This window comes from Clostridium folliculivorans (genome assembly GCF_024341905.1).
GTDB classification, from domain to species: Bacteria; Bacillota; Clostridia; order Clostridiales; family Clostridiaceae; genus Clostridium_AR; species Clostridium_AR folliculivorans.
This window is the reverse complement of sequence record NZ_BQXY01000011.1, coordinates 1-19,127: the sequence shown is the minus strand read 5'-3', so window position 1 is coordinate 19,127 and position 19,127 is coordinate 1. Positions and strand designations below refer to the sequence as shown.

Here is a 19,127-nt window from a genome sequence, read left to right as displayed (position 1 = left end):
ATGGCTATATTAAAGATGAAACATTTAAATCAAAAATCTCAATGTCTCTGCAAATTTTTATTTTGAAAAATAGGAGGTTTTACTATGAATATACCAAAGGAAGTACAGTTTATAATAGACAAATTTTATGAAAATGGATTTGAAGCTTTTATTGTTGGTGGATGTGTTAGAGATAACATACGTGGAGTTACACCTAATGATTATGATATAACTACAAACGCTTTTCCATATAAAATACAAAGTTTATTCGATAAAACAATCCCTACAGGAATACAGCACGGAACCATAACAGTTATTGTTCAAGGTAATAGCTTTGAAGTAACTACTTATAGAATTGATGGCGAATATATAGATAATAGAAGACCCGAGTCAGTCGAGTTTGTATCTGACATAAAAGAAGATTTATCTAGAAGAGATTTTACTATAAATGCAATGGCATATAATAGCACCTTAGGCTTAATAGATTATTTTGGTGGCAATGATGATATAAATAAAAGATTAATTAAAGCGGTTGGAGACCCTGATAAGAGATTCAATGAAGATGCCTTAAGAATGATGAGAGCAGTTAGGTTTGCCTCTCAACTTGACTTTGATATAGAAAAAGAGACTCTTTCATCAATTATAAGGAATAGTCACCTTATAAAAAATATAAGTTTTGAAAGAATACGCGACGAGTTTATAAAAATAATAATGTCTGATAATCCTAGACTTGGACTTAAACTTTTAGCTGATACAAAAATACTTAAATATATAATTCCTGAACTAGATGCTTGCATTGGCTTTGATCAGCATACTCCTTATCATGATAAAGATATATTTAATCATACATTATCAGTTGTAGAAAAGGTGCAAAAAAAGGTTCATTTACGACTTGCAGCATTGTTTCATGATATAGCAAAACCAATATGCTTTACTCTAGATGAAAATAACATTGGCCACTTCTATGGACATAATAATAAAGGCGATCATCTTTCAAGAAAGATATTTAGACGTCTTAGAATTGATAATTCAACTTCTGATATAGCTTGTACATTAGTAAAAGAGCATATGAATGTACTAGTAAATGCCACAGATGTAGCCTTAAAAAGAATGATAAATAGAGTTGGCAAGGATTTAGTTTATGACTTATTTAATCTTCAAAGAGCTGATATATTATCCTCTGCGCCTCCATTTTTATACCTTGAGCATGTTGATAAGATGGAGAGTAAGATTACTGAGATTTTAAACTCAAAAGCACCATTAGCTTCAAAAGACTTGGCTATAAACGGAAATGACTTAATAAATGAACTAAACTTAAAACCCGGAAAAGAATTAGGTAATTTATTAAATCATCTATTAGAAAAAGTTCTTAAAGACCCAAACTTAAATACTAAAGAAAATCTATTTAATTTAGCAAAAGAATATCTAGTATATAACAAGTAATTCTAGTAATTGCAGAGGAGATTTTATTATGATTATTAATGCATTTAACGGAGTATTTACCCTTGTAATCCTAATAGCAGTTGGTTTTTTCTTAGGTAAAAAAGGATGGTTTAATGAAAATGCAGACAACTTAATGTCTAAACTAGTAATTAATATATCACTCCCTGCATTTATGATAGCTAACCTAAATACTAGCTTTACTAAAGAACAATTTATAGGTTCCTTAGGTGGATATATAGTTGCATTTTTATGTATAACTCTAACTTATCTAGTAGGATCTATTATATATAAAGCCTTTTATATCTCCAGCCACAGAAAAGGTGTTTTTAGAGCCTTATTTGGATTGTCCAACACTATATTTGTAGGTCTACCAGTAAATATATCTATTTTTGGAGAAGAGGCTCTTCCTTATATATTAATATATTATATAATAAATACCTTGTTCTTTTGGTCAATAGCTGCCTATGATATAAGACAAGATGGTAAAAATATTAATAACAAGTTCTTATCAAAAGAAAACATAAAAAATATTATTTCTGCTCCTTTAGTTGCTTTTATATTTTCAGCTATACTAATACTTCTACAAATTAAGTTACCTATTTTCATTTTAGATAGCTGTAAGTATCTAGGAAACCTAACTACTCCTTTATCTACTATATTTATAGGTTCTATACTCTCTAGTATGAATTATAATGAAATGAAAGTGGACAAAGACTCTGTTTTAATTCTTATAGGAAGATTCATAATATCTCCTATAGCAGCTTTCATAATTCTAAGTTTTACTTCATTTCCTTTACTAATGAAACAGGTGTTTATAGTAATGTCCGCTATGCCTGTTATGAATACAGTTGCTATTGTTGCAAGGGAATATGATGGAGATTACAAATTTGCTTCAGTATTAAATGCAACTTCACTTATAGCAAGTTTTGTGTTCATACCAGTATATGTGTTTTTATTTAAATATCTTTTATAATTCACTTGTCATGGCCACTAGCTCTTATATTGATAATCTACTCCTACGCATAAAGTATTGGAATTGATAATATTACTGATTGTGCTTTCTTTATAGTAAAAAAGAAGATATAAACCTACATTATATAAGTTTATATCTTCTTATATCTTTATACTTTAGATGTACCACTTCATCTTTCAACTTATGCTTTAAAACTCTTCTCTCAAAAGCCAGAGGAGTTTTAAATATAGTTTTCAGATTGAAGTATTGCATCTTTTATAAAGTTCCTAAATCAACTATTAATTTAGTATTTAATCTCTTTATCTAATCCAAATAAGTAAAGATACTTTTCTTTAACTCTCTTCCCTGTTATCTTTTCTAAAGTATCAGAATAATATGTGAGTTGCACTTCATATCTATCTTTTATTGATTGTTCATTACCCTCTTCAACGTAATCAGTTTTATAATCAACCAAAACTAACCCATCTTCTTCTTCAAAGAAACAATCAACAACTCCTTGTAGTCTTACTAATTCATCTTTTGTCTCTTCCTTAGATAAAGACTTATCCACAAGGTATGCTGGTATTTCTGTAAAGAAAGGTAGTTCTCTATGAAGCATACTACCATTTTCATATGCTTCAATAATCCTTTTTCCTAGATTGCCTTGAAAAAACTTAAAGATTTTATTTATGTTCACTACTTTAGCTTGCTCTTTAGTTAAAAATTCTCCTTGAACCATATCTTCAAGTTGGTCTTTAACTTCTTCTCTACTTCTTACTTTTCCAAGTTCTATATGCTGCATAACAAAATGCACTATTGTACCTCGTTCAGCAGCAGATAATCCTTTTTCCTCTTGTAAAAACTGAGGCTTAATTATTCTATCACCTTTATATACTGTCTCTATCTCATTCTGGTCTTCCTCATAAGCAGCACGTTTTAAATCTGATACTGATATATTTGCTGTAATACCGGTAGAACCTTTGAACTTATATTGAAAATCTAATCTTCTCTCTATATCCTTATTTATTTCACCGCTATCTTTATATATAAATAGTCTTCTTTCCTGTGGTTCATCTTCAATTTCATCCACAGCCTCTAATTTTTCATCCACAATCACATCATTTTTTGACCAATATTTTATATCCCATGTGGAAAAGTCACTTTTAATATAATCCACAATTGTATTCCCACTCTTCCTTAATTCTTCACCATTTTTATGTTTAGCAAGTGCCATACCGATCCAATCCATATAACTCTTACCCTTTAAAACTTCTGAAGATAGTATCTTATCATAACTTAATGCAGCTGCAGAACACCATCGTTTAGTTACCTTCTCAAGATTTGAAACTGCTCCAGTTATTATAAGTTTTTCTTTTGCTCTTGTGAAAGCAACATATAGTACTCTCATCTCTTCAGAAAGAGCTTCAAGTTTAAATCTCATCTTTATTGCATGCTTTGGTAAAGAGGTATAACTTATTCTTCTATCAACATCAATATATTCTGGTCCAAAACCTAATTCATCATGGAATAATATCTCTTTATTTAAATCCATAAGGTTAAATTGTTTTCCGCATCCAGATAAAAATACTACTGGGAATTCTAACCCCTTACTCTTATGAATACTCATAATCCTTACTACATCTTCATTCTCACCAAGTATCTTAGCACTTCCCATATCTCCTGAAGATTTTCTCAGTTTGTTTATAAAGTTTATGAAATTAAATAATCCTTTAAAACTTGTTTTTTCATATTGTTTAGCTCTTTGAAATAATATTCTTAAGTTAGCCTGTCTTTGCACTCCATTTGGCATAGCCCCTGCATATCCATAATATGAAGTATCCATATATAAATACCATATAAATTCATCAATTGGCATATAAAGAGCCTTTTCTCTCCATAATTTAAGCTTCTCAGTAAAATAACTGCATTTTCTCTTAAGTTCATCATTTATATTAATATCTGAAGATTCACTGCTTAAATTACCTTCACTTATAGTTTTTAGTATTTCATAAAAATACTTATCTTTATCTAGTAACCTTAGATCTCCTAACTCTTCAGATGAAAATAAGAATATAGGTGATCTTAAAACAGATAGTATATGAATATCTTGCATAGGATTATCTATTACTTGAAGTAGAGACATAATAGTTCTAATCTCAATAGTATCAAAATATCCTGTACCAGTATCAGCATAGACAGGTATTCCACTTTGCCCGAGTTCATCTACAAAGACTTCTGACCAGTTCTTTGTTGCTCTTAAAAGTATTACTATATCTTTATATTTAAGTCTTCTATACTTATCTAAACCTCTATCCCAAACCATATACTTCTTACCATTAGAAGCATTCATCAGTTCATGTATTCTTTTTGCAACTATTCTTGCTTCAATCTGTATAGAATCTAAATCCTCTTCTGCTTCGCCGTTTTGAACATCTTCTTGTTCATCATTTTCTATAACTCCAGCTTCTTCACTTTCTTCTTTCTTAGCTGCTTTATCTAAGATATGTACTTCTATATCCCCAGATATTTCTATATCCTGCGTATTAACTTCATTTTCTATATCATATATATTTTCTGCATCTAAATCTTTATAATCAGCACCAAGATTCAAAGCCTCATTTTCATCATATTCAAGTTCGCCAACCGATTTTGACATAAGCATATTGAATATGTAGTTTACTCCATCAATAACTTCTTTTCTACTCCTAAAGTTCTTATAAAGCATTATCTTCATGTCATGATTTCCATCTGTAGGATAATTATTATATTTATTTAAAAATAATTCTGGCTTTGCATGTCTAAATCTATATATACTTTGTTTAACATCACCAACCATAAATACGTTAGGGTCTTCTTCCTCTTTTCTAGAAACCATACTTATTATTGTCTCTTGGATGTTATTGGTATCTTGATATTCATCAACCAATACTTCACTAAACTTCATTTTAAATTCTTTAGCTACTGAGGATGGTATTATCTGCCCATCTTCCTCTTCCTCAGTAAGTATCTTAAGACATAAATGTTCCAAATCATTGAAATCCAAGATACCTCTATCCCTCTTCTTGCCTTTATACCTTTTATCAAATTCTAACACTAGACCTACTAGTTCATTTATAAGAAAATATAATATCTTAAAATCTTTAACAGCCTCTTCAGGTGATATTGAGAATATATCTTCCTTCATCTTATTTAGCTTTTTCTTAACATCATCCCTTATATCTTTGACCCTCTGTTGGGCATCTTCATCTGATACTTGATTCTTCTTTACAGACTTAAGCTTTGAGAAACTTAAACCTTCTATCTTGTTATATACAGAGCTTAATCCACCAGAAATTCCTTCTCTGATACTAATAACTTGATTTATATCATCATTTATATTAGTCAAATATGGTTCCAAGCCTTCAGTTGTCTCACAAAGTTCTTTAGCATTATGTAATAACCTTTCAAAGGTTTCTAACTCTATTTCTACATTATTGATTAATATCTTAGCCCAGTGGCTATTATTAAGCTCCTCTTCACTACATATATTTAGACTTTCACATTTTTCCTTAAGCCAAGCTTCTGGCCAGGGCTCACTCATAGAAAACTGATACAGGTCTAAAACCATCTGTTGAAGCTTACTATCATCTTTTCCTTGGCCATATGAATCAACTAATTTTTTAAAACTATCATCATCCTGATCATATCTATCTTCGAATAGTTCACTTACTACCTCATTTCTTATTAAAGTACATTCTGTATCATCACCTATTCTAAAATTAGGATCTAGATCTATATGGTGAAAATTATTTTTTATAACATCTAAGCAAAAGGAGTGCATCGTAGTTATATTTGCTCTATTTAATAATGCTAACTGTCTTTGTAAAACCTTTGAATTAGGAGAATGTTCTAAAGCCTTTGATATAGCATCACCTATTCTTTCTCTCATCTCTGCTGCTGCAGCTGAAGTAAAGGTAACTACTAAAAGACTATCTATATCTACAGACTCTTCCCCTTCAGTTATCATTCTTATTATCCTCTCAACCAGTACTGCAGTTTTACCTGACCCTGCTGCAGCTGCTACTAATAAATTTCGTCTTCTGGTTGTTATAGCACTAAGTTGTTCTGCAGTCCATTTAGTTTCTCCCATTACCTTTCACCCCTTTGATGCTCTTCTACAGTACTTGATATTTCCTTCCATAATTCTTCATCACTATGTTTTCTTATAAGCTTATGGGTATTGTCTTTTAAGCTTATATCAAACTGACATATTGAAGAATAATTACAAAAATTACAGTATGTAAATCTACCATCTTTTGATGGTTCTATTTTTATACGTCCACTTAACATTTCTTCGCATAATTCTATCATCTTTTCATTAACATATTTTCTTAGTATGTTAAACTGTTCTTCTGTCACTACAGCACTTTGTTTTGTAAAATCTCCATCTTTCTTAAAAGCTGCAGGAATAATTAAAGAATAAGTTTCCATAGTCTTATCCATAGCTTTAACTAATTTTACGTCCTTAAGCATAAGCCCATCCATCTTTAACTTCTTAAGAATCTGTTCCTTGATTTCATCATCACTTAAATCTCTTTTAGATTTTATTATAGGATCATCAATTCTAAAGTAAAGTATAGCGCCAGGTACTACTTGTTTATCTAAAAGATACTTTGAGTTTTTAATCAATGCATCTAAATAAACTAATAACTGAATCTGAAGACCATAGTAAAGTTGATTAAGGTCAAATTCTTTACTTCCAGACTTATAATCTATTATTCTAATATAGGTTTCACCTTCAAGTTCAACTGTATCTACTCTATCTATTCTACCTGTTAAATAAACCTCATCACCTGATGCAAGCTTAAGTTTTATTGGTTCACTATCTTTATAGCTACCAAATTCAAACTCATTTCTAAATATATCAAAATTACTCCTTCTCATATGTTCAGATATTACTGTCACCGATTTAGTTAATATATTTTTAAATCTATCTGTAAAATACTTATACCTTTTTGAGCTACTTAATATAGAAGCAGAACTTTCTGCCACTTGCTTATCTACTATTTCTGAGATTATATTCTTACACTTTTCTCTATCCAGATCATTCCACTGTATCTTCTCATCTCTTATATGATTAGTAAATTCATCTAAGACATTATGCATAAAACTTCCAAGATCAGGCGGAGTAAACTCATATACCTTTCTATCTCTTGCTTTCAATCCATATTGAACATAATAAGCAAAAGGACACTGAGCATATTTTTCTATTCTAGATACATTAAATAAAAGTTTATCGTTACTAGAGTATATCTTTTTTATCTTATCTCTAGCTATATCCTGCTCTTGGTTAGTATATTTAAGGCCTTTAAATATATTATCTGCTTTCTCTCTCCACTGAGGTTTGCTCTTATACCAAGAGTAAACTTCTGACCAGTACTCTTCAACTTCCTTCTTATCAAAATCTCTTCTTAATGCACCAATAAGCTCATTAAAAGTTGGAACTGGAGCAACTACCTTTTCTAAAGTATCATTATTTTCTCTAAAGATATCACTTTCTTCTTTAATATTTGGAAATATCTTTTTAAGTCTAGGTATTATAATAGATGGTCTTAAGGATTTCCCCTCAAAATCTGCTAAAGGATAGGTAATCATTAGATAATTACTACACATAGTCAAGGTTGAATAAATTAAAAATTGCTCCTCAAAAGCTTTTGTTTTAGTATCTGACGCAAGTTCTACACCTTGATCTCTTAAAAGTTCTCTATCCTGATCTGAAAGTATACCTTCATCCTTATTGGAAGCTGGAAACACCCCATCATTTGTACCTATTATGTATAAAGCTTTTAACTCTCTACTTCTGATTCTTGATATCTCACCTATATTAACCTGATCTAAAGCAACTGGGATCAAACCAATCTCATACTTTTCAAAACCTACGTTAAGTATCTTAATAAAATCATTAGGATCAATAAATTCTTCTCCTATTACATCTACAGCTTGGTCTAGTACTTCCATAATTATCTCAACTACCTGCTCATACTCCTTTGCTTTATCACCAATACCCTTTTCTTCAAATACTCTAGATAAGTCTTCCATTCTTTCAATAATACCAAGTGATACCATAAAGTCATATAGAGCTACGCAAATATCTCTTACTGTACGTTTTCCTTTGATATTTGAGTAGAAGTCTATTAAAGGCTGCTTAACCTCATCTTTTATATCATTGATAAGAGATAGTCTTTGTTTTTCTTCATTTGATATCTGATCTTTATCTGAATGATATCGATCAATCGGATACTCCCACCAATCTTCAAACCACTTTCTTCCCCTTATCCCATTGGCCAAAACATAATTCTCTAAAATATCTATATAATCATTGTTAAGACCTGTAAGTCCAGTTTTCAGATACTTAAATACACTCTCGTAAGACCAGTTTCTTGATGATATTTCAAATATTGAAGTTATAAGTACAATAAGAGGGTTACTAACTATATCTCGTTTCTTATCTAAAAAATATGGAATATCATATTGATTAAATATTACCGAAGTTATCTTTTCATAATCTTCTAAGTTTCTACATACTACCGATATATCTTTATATCTATATCCTTCATCTCTTACTAACCTTAATATGTCTTTTGCTACAACTTCTATTTCATCATAGTTATTATTTGCCTTATATACTCTTATATCTGCATTAGACCACTTATAAGGTATAAATGGATACGTAAAAAAGTGTTTTTCTAAATGACTTAGTTCTCTGCTTTCTTTAAATCTAAAATTTTGTCTATTATTTAAATCTAAATACCCATCATAAGGAATTCTATTCTCACTAGCTATTCTTATAATCTTCTTTTCGGTATTTTTAATTACATTAAATATATCAGTTTCATCTGCCCCATGAGTTTCATCTAAAGTTAATGCAAAATATATATTATTTGCCTTTTGCATAAGCTTACCAAGAACCTTTAATTGTTGAGGAGTAAATGTAGTAAATTCATCAACCCATATATCTGCTCTGTCAAAGATATTACAATTATCAAGTTTATCAGATAACATATTCAATTCATCTTCTGAATCTATATAATTCTTGTGAAGCACTTCATTAAACTTATCAAATATAATTGATAAGTCATTTAATTTCATTTTTAATTCTTCATCATCTTCTCGCATAGCCTGCATTGTAGCTCTTAATATTTCCGAGGTAATATTATATTTCTTAAATTCTGTTATAGTTTTAGAAACTATATCTATAAACCCCTGCTGCTTTGAAGCTCTATAAAATACACTTAGTTTATCACTGACTTCTTCTAGCACCTTAAAGATAAGCATATTCCTTCCAGCTTCATTCATTCGCTTATGAGTTATTCCTCCACAGAAATTAAATACTCTATGAGCCATTCTTTTAAAACTTAATACCTCAGATTTAAGTACGCTTTTCTCTCCAATATGCTTCAATAATCTTGTTTCCGTTTGAAAGGTGATTTGTTCCGGAACTAAAAGTATTAATTTATTTTCTTTTCCTTGTTCAATCTTATTTTTAATTTCTTCTATACAATAATAACTTTTACCGCTACCGGCTCTTCCGTATATAAATTTTATTCCCATAGATTATCTCCTATTTTTATCAATATCGTTTAATTATGGACATACCAAACCTAAGTTCTATTATAATTATAACCCATATATGAAACTTTTAGTTTAATCAACTAATTCTATCTATAACAAAAACATGGATAATTTTCGTTATCCATGTTGAAAAATCTCTTTATATCTTAATATTATTTGTATCATTGCTCTTTATATTATCAAATTCTTCTTTTAATATTCCCATTATTAAAGTATCATGATATTGACCTTGTGCAAAATATCTCTTTCTCTTCTTTCCTTCAATTATAAATCCACACTTTTCATAGCAGCTTATAGCTCTAGTATTATAATCAACAACTTCTAACTCAACTCTCTGTGCCCCTCTATACATGAATAGGTATTCCAATAAAACCTTTATAGAATCCTGTCCATATCCTCTTCCCCAGAATTGACTTCCAATAGTGATTCCAATGGAGTATATATTATTTGTATCTTCAAACTCTTTATATGTGAGATATCCTACCAATACTCCTTTTTCATTTATTATGCTTAATGTTTTTCTAGATATATTCATTATTTCATCAAAATGCTGCATAACATATTCTATTGACGGAAGAATCATATTTCCACCATCAAATTTTCGAATCTCTTTATCAGTAGAATAATTATAAAATATATTTACATCTCTTTTTTCCACTGACCTTAAATATATCTTCTTTCCTTTTAACAAACTTACACCTTCTTAAGCAAGCAATGATACTCTTTTATTATATACCCTGTAAATATTTGGTTCAACATATACACTTATTTAGTATATTAAAAATTTTATAGGCTCTTATATTATTTTATAATTAGTTAATAATTCAGGACCTCCAATTATTTCTCTTCTAACTGTAAGAACACCATTTTCTAAAGATTTTATACTCCACTTAATCAGAGATATCTTTCCCTTTTCTATTTCAATAGAACTTACTGAGTAAGGGTGAATGCAGCATCCATCATTAAAATATGGTATTTCGTCAGGCTTTGGCAATCTTGATCTATGAGTATGACCGGCTACTATTGGTTGGTCATTTGACTTCACCCATTGCTGAAGTTTTTTATCTACTTTCTTTCTTTTAGTATTACTTCTTGCAGGACTGGTCCCATTTTTAAATCCTAAATACCCTTCTAAGAATGACCAAACATATCTAACTAAAAATGATGCAAACGGTTCAAGATTATTACTTATCTTATCAACCTGGTGGCCATGTATTACAAATAACCTTTTTAAATTTTCATAATTTAATATTAAACCTTCGTATATTGGCAAATCATGAAATAAATTATAAACATCATTTTCTTCTTCGTTTCTATCTATTCTATCTATCATATGCTTAAACTTTTTAGTACCCTTTATCTCATCATGATTTCCATATAACATATATAATCTATTATCATACTTAAACTTTAAAAGAAGTTTAAATATGTCTGGATAAGTATTATATATGTCCTCTATATTTTTAACCTTCCACAATTCATCTCCGTCTCCAATTTCAATATAAGTAAAATTGTTTCTATAATAATAGTTTAATGCTGTCATATATATATTAGCATTTGGCATAAGATCATCTTTATAAGTCCCATCCCCTCTATGGCAATCACTAATAAATGTAATTTTACTATCTTTATTGAAGTAAACTTCTGGAGATTTACTCATTACCTTTGTTAATATGTCTTTCTTCATACTAAAATCTTCATGTAATATTATTATGCTTTATCATTATATGCTTCAGTAACCAAATGGATACTTTAATTTTATAAACTGTTAGTTCATAACTTATTATTTATAGTATTAGGTACTAAAATATTCATAAAAACAAAAAAACACTCAGTCTTTCAACTGAGTGTTGCTGGCGGAGAAAGAGGGATTTGAACCCTCGCGCCGGTTACCCGACCTACGCCCTTAGCAGGGGCGCCTCTTCGGCCACTTGAGTATTTCTCCACATGCCCTACAAATTAATCTTTATTTATTTAAATGGCGGAGAGAGTGGGATTCGAACCCACGGTACGGTCACCCGTACGCCGGTTTTCAAGACCGGTGCCTTAAACCAACTCGACCATCTCTCCATGTCAACGACAATTTTTATTATATCAACTAAGAAATATTATGTCAACATACTATTTGCATTTTTGTTGGAACTTTTTATGAAATATGTTTTATTAAACTACAATTATTCATTTTTATTGATCATGTCGACCCAACATTATAATAGTATACTCAAACTTATAAAATCTATGTACCAAAATATAAATATAATAAAACTTAAATATCTATAACCTTTTCCCTGTTATAATTTGGTAATAAAAACATAAGCTCTTTCACATTATATTGTATCAATACTCTTCCTTCATAGGCTGCTTCAAAGCAATAAAAAAAACATTTAGTAATAACTAAATGCTTCTGGCGGAGAAAGAGGGATTTGAACCCTCGCGCCGGTTACCCAACCTACGCCCTTAGCAGGGGCGCCTCTTCGGCCACTTGAGTATTTCTCCATGTGTCCTACAAATAAATTTTTATAAAAAAAAGTGGCGGAGAGAGTGGGATTCGAACCCACGGTACGGTCACCCGTACGCCGGTTTTCAAGACCGGTGCCTTAAACCAACTCGACCATCTCTCCGTGTCACATTTGATATTATATCAAGCTATATATATTATGTCAACATAAAATACAAATTAATTTAAATATTTTTATAAAGTTTTTTATGAAAATAACCTTAATTGCAAAAGTAATTGATTTAATAGCACAATTTTGATAGTTTTTTAAGTATACAAGAAAGATGTAGTTAAATATGAAATAACTCTACATTTAACCGCATCTTTCTTGTATAATATATTTGATAGTAATGAGCTACTAACATTTTCATGTTTAAAATAATTTATAACTTTTTAATACACTGGGCTTAGTGATTTTAAATTTATATAAATTGATCTTTTAACTTGAATATCAGTAAACTACATATAAAACTAAATTGATTATAAGAAATATCTTGGGCTTTGACTTTCTTATTAATACAAAATATTTTAGTATGTGATACTTTTAGTAGCTCTTTACTTAACACATGGGCATATTTAAACAAAATAAAAAAGAGCTATCATCCCATATAGGGACGAAAAGCTCCGCGTTGCCACCCTAGTTGATAAAAAGATATAATCTTTCTATCCTCTCAATTTATATAACGGTATACCCGTACTACTCATCGTAGTCCCTCAAAGGTGGATTCATAACTACAAAATATCGATTTACACCAACCATCGATTCTCTAAAAATTTGATAATTATTACTAGCCTTTTCAGCAGTTTATTTATATAATTTAATATATTATATTCTACTTATTGATATATTGTCAACATTTATTCTAATAAACATTAAATTTATTAATCTTTTGTTATATTTGCTGTACTTATTATATCTATTCCAGTATTTAGTATATTTTTACATATTATATCACCCATATACATTGGTGCTCCAACGTATATTCTTGATAAAACCTTAGATAATTCTAGCCATAAGCTCTTATCTATAGGTTCACTACTCTTAACTGAAACTAAATTATATTTACTAGATCCCTTAACTCTAACCACGCTTGTAAATATTTCTTGATTCTCCAAAATAACTCCTCCTCTAAATACCTTCAAATTCTTTTATCCTTGATACAAGAACCTTAGAATTTTTAGAGTCTTCAACTATTTCTGTTAGTTTTTTATCCGTTTCTCTTGCTATTATATCTATTATTTTATCTATACAATATGCTCCTTGGCAGTTTCCAAAGGTTGCTCCTGTTCTTCTTTTAACACCTTCTACAGTTCTTGCACCTAATGGTCTTCTTATTGAATCAATTATCTCACCTTCTGAAACTTGGTTGCATAAACATACTATTTTCCCATATCTTTTATCTAAAGATATAATTTCATTCCTTTGCTCTTTGCTCATATCTCTAAATCTATAAAATTCTCTTCTTTTATCAACAAAGTTTCTTTTTAATGTTGAGTTTAAATTATCTACAATAGTCTCACAAATCATTTTAGCTATAGATGGCGCAATAGTTATATGGGCATAATGATCTCCAGTAACCTTTATGTACCCTTTCATTAATTGATCATCATCAATAAACATTACATCTTTTCTGTAGTCTTCATAAAAAATACTATTCACGTTATCCTTCGTAACAGATGGAAGTATCTCAGCTGCTTCCCTTAATATCTCATCAAAATCCAATAATCTTTCTGAGTTTATCCCAACCAGTGTACTCCCACTTAAAGTTGGTGTCTGAAAAGTAAACTTATCTTCAGAATTAATCTTCATAACCAAATTGGATAGATTATGTTCGAAAGTTTCATCTAATACTAAATAATGCATCTTTCCTTCACTATCATTAATTACTGTTCTATTCAAATCAATTGTATAATTATCTCCTGGAATTGTGTTGATAACTACTTTACAAGTAAACTTGTTTTTATTTGTCGTTACCTTAAATCCTCTAGCCATCTTTTGAATATCTTGCACAACCTCTTCTAATCTAAAGTTGACGCCATTATCAAAAGCAACTTCTGCATATGCAATAGCTAAATCATAAGGACATATAACTGCAGTGTTTTCAGAGTATAGTGCTTTTTTAAATCCAACCCTAAGGTTTGGTTCAATATCATAAACACCTTGATCATCTATAAGATAAATATTATCAATGCCTCTACTCTTTGCAGTTTTATACATATCTTCAATGATCTCTACACATTCATCAGTATCAGCTATTCTTAATGATCCAATACGCTTAAATGGGACGTTAAACTTCCTAGTTATTTCAGCAAGTATTGAATTTCCCATGTGCTCAAGGCTACTCATAAGATCATCTTTAGTTTCTGATCCATCATATATTACCGCTGTATTAGCAAATGATATATCATCAGCTACATCATAATCCTTTTCTATAACCGCTATATTTAAATTGTATTTTGATAACTCGTAGGCAACAGCACATCCTATTATTCCACCACCTAATATCAAAACATCATAATCCATATTATCCTCCTAAGTGCTTATATTATTGATGAACTACTACAATACGTAGTGTTCATCAATAAATCTAATTCACATTATATATTACTTTTTCATATTCTTAAGAATATCACCTAATTGCTTTATATATTCTCCATATGCAGACCAATCTCCTGCCTTTTGAGCTTCTAAAGCCTTCTGATATAAGTCATTCGCTTTACTAATATCATCTTTGCTTATATTATTATTGGTGTTATTCTCAATATTATTGGTGTTATTATTATTTGTATTGTTTTCTATAGGCTTATTGGATTGATTTGTGTAATTAAATAACTTTTCTAAAGCCTTTTCTACAGTTTCATCTCCAACTATCTTTTCTCCATCAGATAAAATTATCTTTCTTACTTCTGGCAGTGACTTTTGTACATCTGCCTTTAAGTATAGGGTCTCTAAGTAAAATAACGAGTCATTTATAGGTATTATAACTGTATCTCCATATTCTACTTTTGAACCTTTTCCTTCCCATAAACTTATTTCCTTAGATATATCTGGATCTGCTAATATCTTATTTTTTAATAATGATGGACTTAAAATAGTTTTTTGTGGCGGAAACTTATACATTACTAACTTTCCATAGTTATCTCCATCCATTCTAGCCCCTAAAAGTGATACCATGTTTTGTTTGCCTTTCATATTAAAGTATTCAAACATAACCATCTCAAGATTCTTTTCTCCAGGTAATCTAGTCATAAGATATAGCGATTCATTTACATCTTCTTTTCCTTCAACACTCAATATATTTGATGAAACTTCCCATAAATCATCTTGTGTAAAAAATACAGTTGGATCAGTAACATGATATTTACCAAGTACATCGCATTGGATATTAAATATATCGTTTGGATATCTTAAATGCTCTATTATTTCTTTTGGAAGAGTATCTCCATCCTTGAACAATCCTTTAAATATCTTAGAATAACTTGCAGCTATAGGATCATTCTTGTCAACAATATAAAAGTTTGTATCTCCATTATAAGCATCTATTACAACCTTTACTGAATTACGGATATAATTGAATCCATTGTAAGGCTGAGAATATGGATATTTATTAGATGTAGTATAAGCATCAACTACCCAAAATATCTTTCCATCCTTTATTACGCTATAAGCATCACTATCATAACTTAAAAACGGAGCTATTTTTTTAACCCTATCCATTATATTTCTATTAAGAATTATTTTGCTATCACCCTTTATGTCACCAGACATCAGTATTCTGACATTACCTTGATTAACTGAAAATAATACCTTATTTAAAAAGTTCATTTTGATTCCAGCACTTCCATTGTACCTATTTGTTTGTGTCTCTCCTGCCTTTGGATAATCAAACTCGTCTATATCAGTATTCACCACAACATATTCATTTGAACCTTCTCCAAAATAAATTCTAGGATTATCTAACTTTATATCAGTCAAATTCTCTGTAGGTATATCTTTCATCACAAAATCCGGTTGTCCTTCAGATGTAACTGAATTTACTTTACTCATAGTAATACCATATCCATGGGTATACCTTAAATGTATGTTTTGCCAGGTGTTTATATTGCTATAATCTAATTCTCTAGGCGCTACAAACACTTGAGTATACTTTCCATTTATATTATATCTGTCTGTATCGCCATCATTAAATTTATAGTAGTTCTTCATAACCTGAACTTGATTATAAAAATTTAATACAGGGCTTATAGAATTTACCTTCAAATTTTCTATTATATCGGTGTTATTTTGCAAAGCTTTGTTACTTAAATTTTGTTTTGGTTCAAACTCATTTTCTTTAATCTTATCTATGTTGAAAGCTTTTCTAGTTGCGCTGATATTATTATTTATATATTGCTTTTCAAAATCCATTTCATTTGATTTTACAATAAACTGTTGAAATACAGATGCAACTATAGGTTCAGAAATAACCATTATAAATATAAGCGCTGCAACAGTAATAATAGGCCTAATCCTGGCTCTCAAAATACTGACAAAAACTATTATTGCTGATATTAAACTAACTATAGCTATGACTCTATAAAATAATAAGGTTATTCTTATATCAGCATATCCTGCTCCGAAAACAGTACCTCTAGCACTATATAATAAGTTATATGACTTTAAGATATAACCTCCTGCTATCATAAACATTAATAGTGCTGAAATTATAGCAAACTGCTTACCCGCGAAGCTTTTAAAGACTTCACTTCCATTTACCCTCCAATTAATTTTATCAGTAACAGTCCTTTTTAACTTCACTGCTAGATAATATACAACTGTAATAACAATTATTATTATAATTAATGATAACAATACATTATACAATGACTGTATGAGTGGTAATTTAAATATATAAAAAGATATATCATGACCAAATATAGGATCTTTATCGTTGAAATTAACTGAATTAGTAAATTGCAAAATTGTATACCAATAAGTTGACGCAGTATAGTAGGATATTATAAGAGATAATATTAAGTTTCCTACAATGCTACCTACTTTTATATACTTTCTCTTCTTTCCATCAAGTTGAGCAAGTAAACTTTTAGTTAAGGATTTTAAATAAAAATGTACTACAACAAAACAAACCGCAAATATAGGCACCATAAGTTTTAATATCGCTATAAGCTTAGTAAAATATACTGTGAGGTACCCCACCTCCCTAAACCACTGGATATTTACGATTAAGTTTGAAAAGGAAAGCATTAGCATAATTATTATAATAACTGATGCTAATAACCAATAAATCTTTTTCATAAATTTCTTTGCCTCCAATATTCTAATTTATAAATTGGATATAATTATTCTGTTATCAAATATTTTTTATTTTTAAGTTCCTCTAATATTAATAACATGTTTTCTTCCGTTTCTGTAGATATTGTGTGTATATGCACGCCTCCAGTTAATGATGATAGCGGAGTTGCTTTCAAGTTATTAAACTTATCTACAAAGTTTGATAGATCATTAAAGTTTCTTAACTTAAGCATTGCTCTTATTTCACCATATAACGGATGTTCTACAACTACATCTTCTATAACACCACCATACCTTATAATAGTTGCTAATTCATCCTCCATTTCATCTATATGATGATTTACCGCTATTACCCTATTAATCCTATTAGCTACATTTTTTTCGATTATATAGCCATCTGGAGTAGCAATTATATTATTACCTTCCGCTCTTAGAAGTGCTATATCTTTAACGATCACCTGTCTTGTAACACCTAATTCTTTTGCTAAAGTAGATCCTTTTTGTGGTTCTGAACAATCTATCAATTTGTTAATTATCATTTGTTTTCTTAATTTAGCTGTGAGCATACAAATCCTCCTATATCGATTTAACTAATTTTTATTATCGCTTTCCCTTACTATGTTGAGCATAGTATTATCGGTATGTTTTTTATCATGATGGTTTCCTATGACTTGAAGAAATTCCTCTTTATAACCATAGTTCTGAAGCATATCAACGCCTTTTTTAGGATGATTATAATATATATCTAATATTTTTATGTTGTCGTATTTTCTAATCTTCCCCTTAGTGAATTTATGCAACAAAACAACAATAGACTTTTCTATAAAATTTAAAGGTCTTTCACTTTTGCCAATGTCATGAAGCAATGCTGCCTTTGCTAATTGATATTCATCTAAGTTTTCTTTTATCTTTTCATATATCTCTAATGAATCCTTTGATACTCTTACACAATGATGTTTATCACCAATCTTTAGTTTATCAAAAAGTTTTTTTTCATGTTCTTCTAGATACTCATTTATATATTCTTCATCTAACTGTTTAAAGTTACAAGTTATAACCCACCAAAATTGCTTTACTCTATAAAAAATCATAATTCTTCTCCATCTTATAATTTATATTATATCTTTTACTGAGTATTCTTCAGTAATAATTATAATATGTGAATTTTTATATGTATATAATAAGTAACCTTTCTTAATATAAATTTAAGCTTAAATACAAAAAAACCATGAACTTAATGTTCATGGTTTACTTTGGTGGAGATAAAGAGATTCGAACTCTTGACCCCCTGCGTGCAAGGCAGGTGCTCTCCCAACTGAGCTATACCCCCAAATATGGTGGACCTTCAGGGA

The 19,127-nt window shown here is 29.7% G+C and carries 11 protein-coding genes, 5 tRNA genes and 1 other annotated feature; of the genes, 2 read left to right on the top strand and 14 right to left on the bottom strand.

All coding sequences use genetic code 11. The annotated features are described in order from the left end of the window. The first annotated feature begins 84 nt into the window (after positions 1-84). Entirely contained in the window at positions 85-1,422 is a 1,338-nt protein-coding gene (locus OCU55_RS20555; RefSeq protein ID WP_261854165.1) for a CCA tRNA nucleotidyltransferase, read from the top strand. 28 nt (positions 1,423-1,450) lie between these two features. Then, entirely contained in the window at positions 1,451-2,395 is a 945-nt protein-coding gene (locus OCU55_RS20550; protein ID WP_261854164.1) for an AEC family transporter, read from the top strand. Between the two features lie 283 nt (positions 2,396-2,678). On the opposite strand, the gene addA is transcribed toward OCU55_RS20550, so the two are convergent. From addA to OCU55_RS20480, 14 genes are all read right to left on the bottom strand, one after another. Continuing rightward, positions 2,679-6,503 carry a helicase-exonuclease AddAB subunit AddA gene (addA, locus tag OCU55_RS20545; RefSeq protein WP_261854163.1) on the bottom strand — a complete coding sequence of 1,275 codons (3,825 nt, stop codon included), beginning with the start codon at positions 6,501-6,503 and terminating at the stop codon, positions 2,679-2,681. Next, complete coding sequence (gene addB / locus OCU55_RS20540; protein WP_261854162.1) at positions 6,503-9,964, bottom strand: helicase-exonuclease AddAB subunit AddB; 3,462 nt, start codon at positions 9,962-9,964, stop codon at positions 6,503-6,505. The genes addA and addB overlap by 1 nt, the downstream gene beginning before the upstream one ends. A 160-nt stretch (positions 9,965-10,124) precedes the next feature. Next, positions 10,125-10,676 carry a GNAT family N-acetyltransferase gene (locus OCU55_RS20535; protein WP_261854161.1) on the bottom strand — a complete coding sequence of 184 codons (552 nt, stop codon included), beginning with the start codon at positions 10,674-10,676 and terminating at the stop codon, positions 10,125-10,127. Between the two features lie 105 nt (positions 10,677-10,781). Then, the gene (locus tag OCU55_RS20530) at positions 10,782-11,672 is read right to left on the bottom strand and encodes a metallophosphoesterase (protein ID WP_261854160.1); all 891 of its coding nucleotides are present in this window, start codon (positions 11,670-11,672) and stop codon (positions 10,782-10,784) included. 167 nt (positions 11,673-11,839) lie between these two features. After that, positions 11,840-11,930, bottom strand: a tRNA-Ser gene (locus OCU55_RS20525). A gap of 34 nt (positions 11,931-11,964) precedes the next feature. After that, positions 11,965-12,055 (bottom strand) — tRNA-Ser (locus OCU55_RS20520). A gap of 335 nt (positions 12,056-12,390) precedes the next feature. Next, a tRNA-Ser gene (locus tag OCU55_RS20515) sits at positions 12,391-12,481 on the bottom strand. Positions 12,482-12,515: 34 nt separating this feature from the next. Continuing rightward, positions 12,516-12,606, bottom strand: a tRNA-Ser gene (locus tag OCU55_RS20510). A 483-nt stretch (positions 12,607-13,089) separates the two neighbouring features. Next, positions 13,090-13,292: a binding site (T-box leader), on the bottom strand. 72 nt (positions 13,293-13,364) lie between these two features. Further along, positions 13,365-13,598 carry a DUF1667 domain-containing protein gene (locus tag OCU55_RS20505; RefSeq protein WP_183279587.1) on the bottom strand — a complete coding sequence of 78 codons (234 nt, stop codon included), beginning with the start codon at positions 13,596-13,598 and terminating at the stop codon, positions 13,365-13,367. 13 nt (positions 13,599-13,611) lie between these two features. Beyond that, positions 13,612-15,006, bottom strand: a complete 1,395-nt coding sequence (locus tag OCU55_RS20500; protein WP_261854159.1) for an NAD(P)/FAD-dependent oxidoreductase — start codon at positions 15,004-15,006, stop codon at positions 13,612-13,614. A gap of 81 nt (positions 15,007-15,087) precedes the next feature. After that, complete coding sequence (locus OCU55_RS20495) at positions 15,088-17,778, bottom strand: UPF0182 family protein (protein WP_261854158.1); 2,691 nt, start codon at positions 17,776-17,778, stop codon at positions 15,088-15,090. 44 nt (positions 17,779-17,822) lie between these two features. Then, a complete protein-coding gene (locus OCU55_RS20490) occupies positions 17,823-18,341 on the bottom strand; it encodes a transcription repressor NadR (RefSeq protein ID WP_261854157.1) in 519 nt (172 codons plus the stop codon). Between the two features lie 24 nt (positions 18,342-18,365). After that, complete coding sequence (locus tag OCU55_RS20485) at positions 18,366-18,866, bottom strand: HDIG domain-containing metalloprotein (protein ID WP_261854156.1); 501 nt, start codon at positions 18,864-18,866, stop codon at positions 18,366-18,368. Between the two features lie 163 nt (positions 18,867-19,029). After that, a tRNA-Ala gene (locus OCU55_RS20480) sits at positions 19,030-19,105 on the bottom strand. Positions 19,106-19,127: the final 22 nt, after the last annotated feature.

Bases quoted from the DNA above. Each gene is read 5' to 3' on its own strand.
- OCU55_RS20500 (WP_261854159.1), bottom strand. From the start codon at position 15,006: ATGGATTATGATGTTTTGATATTAGGTGGTGGAATAATAGGATGTGCT.
- OCU55_RS20495 (WP_261854158.1), bottom strand. From the start codon at position 17,778: ATGAAAAAGATTTATTGGTTATTAGCATCAGTTATTATAATAATTATG.
- addB (WP_261854162.1), bottom strand. From the start codon at position 9,964: ATGGGAATAAAATTTATATACGGAAGAGCCGGTAGCGGTAAAAGTTAT.
- OCU55_RS20530 (WP_261854160.1), bottom strand. From the start codon at position 11,672: ATGAAGAAAGACATATTAACAAAGGTAATGAGTAAATCTCCAGAAGTT.
- OCU55_RS20550 (WP_261854164.1), top strand. From the start codon at position 1,451: ATGATTATTAATGCATTTAACGGAGTATTTACCCTTGTAATCCTAATA.
- OCU55_RS20485 (WP_261854156.1), bottom strand. From the start codon at position 18,866: ATGATTTTTTATAGAGTAAAGCAATTTTGGTGGGTTATAACTTGTAAC.
- addA (WP_261854163.1), bottom strand. From the start codon at position 6,503: ATGGGAGAAACTAAATGGACTGCAGAACAACTTAGTGCTATAACAACC.
- OCU55_RS20555 (WP_261854165.1), top strand. From the start codon at position 85: ATGAATATACCAAAGGAAGTACAGTTTATAATAGACAAATTTTATGAA.
- OCU55_RS20490 (WP_261854157.1), bottom strand. From the start codon at position 18,341: ATGCTCACAGCTAAATTAAGAAAACAAATGATAATTAACAAATTGATA.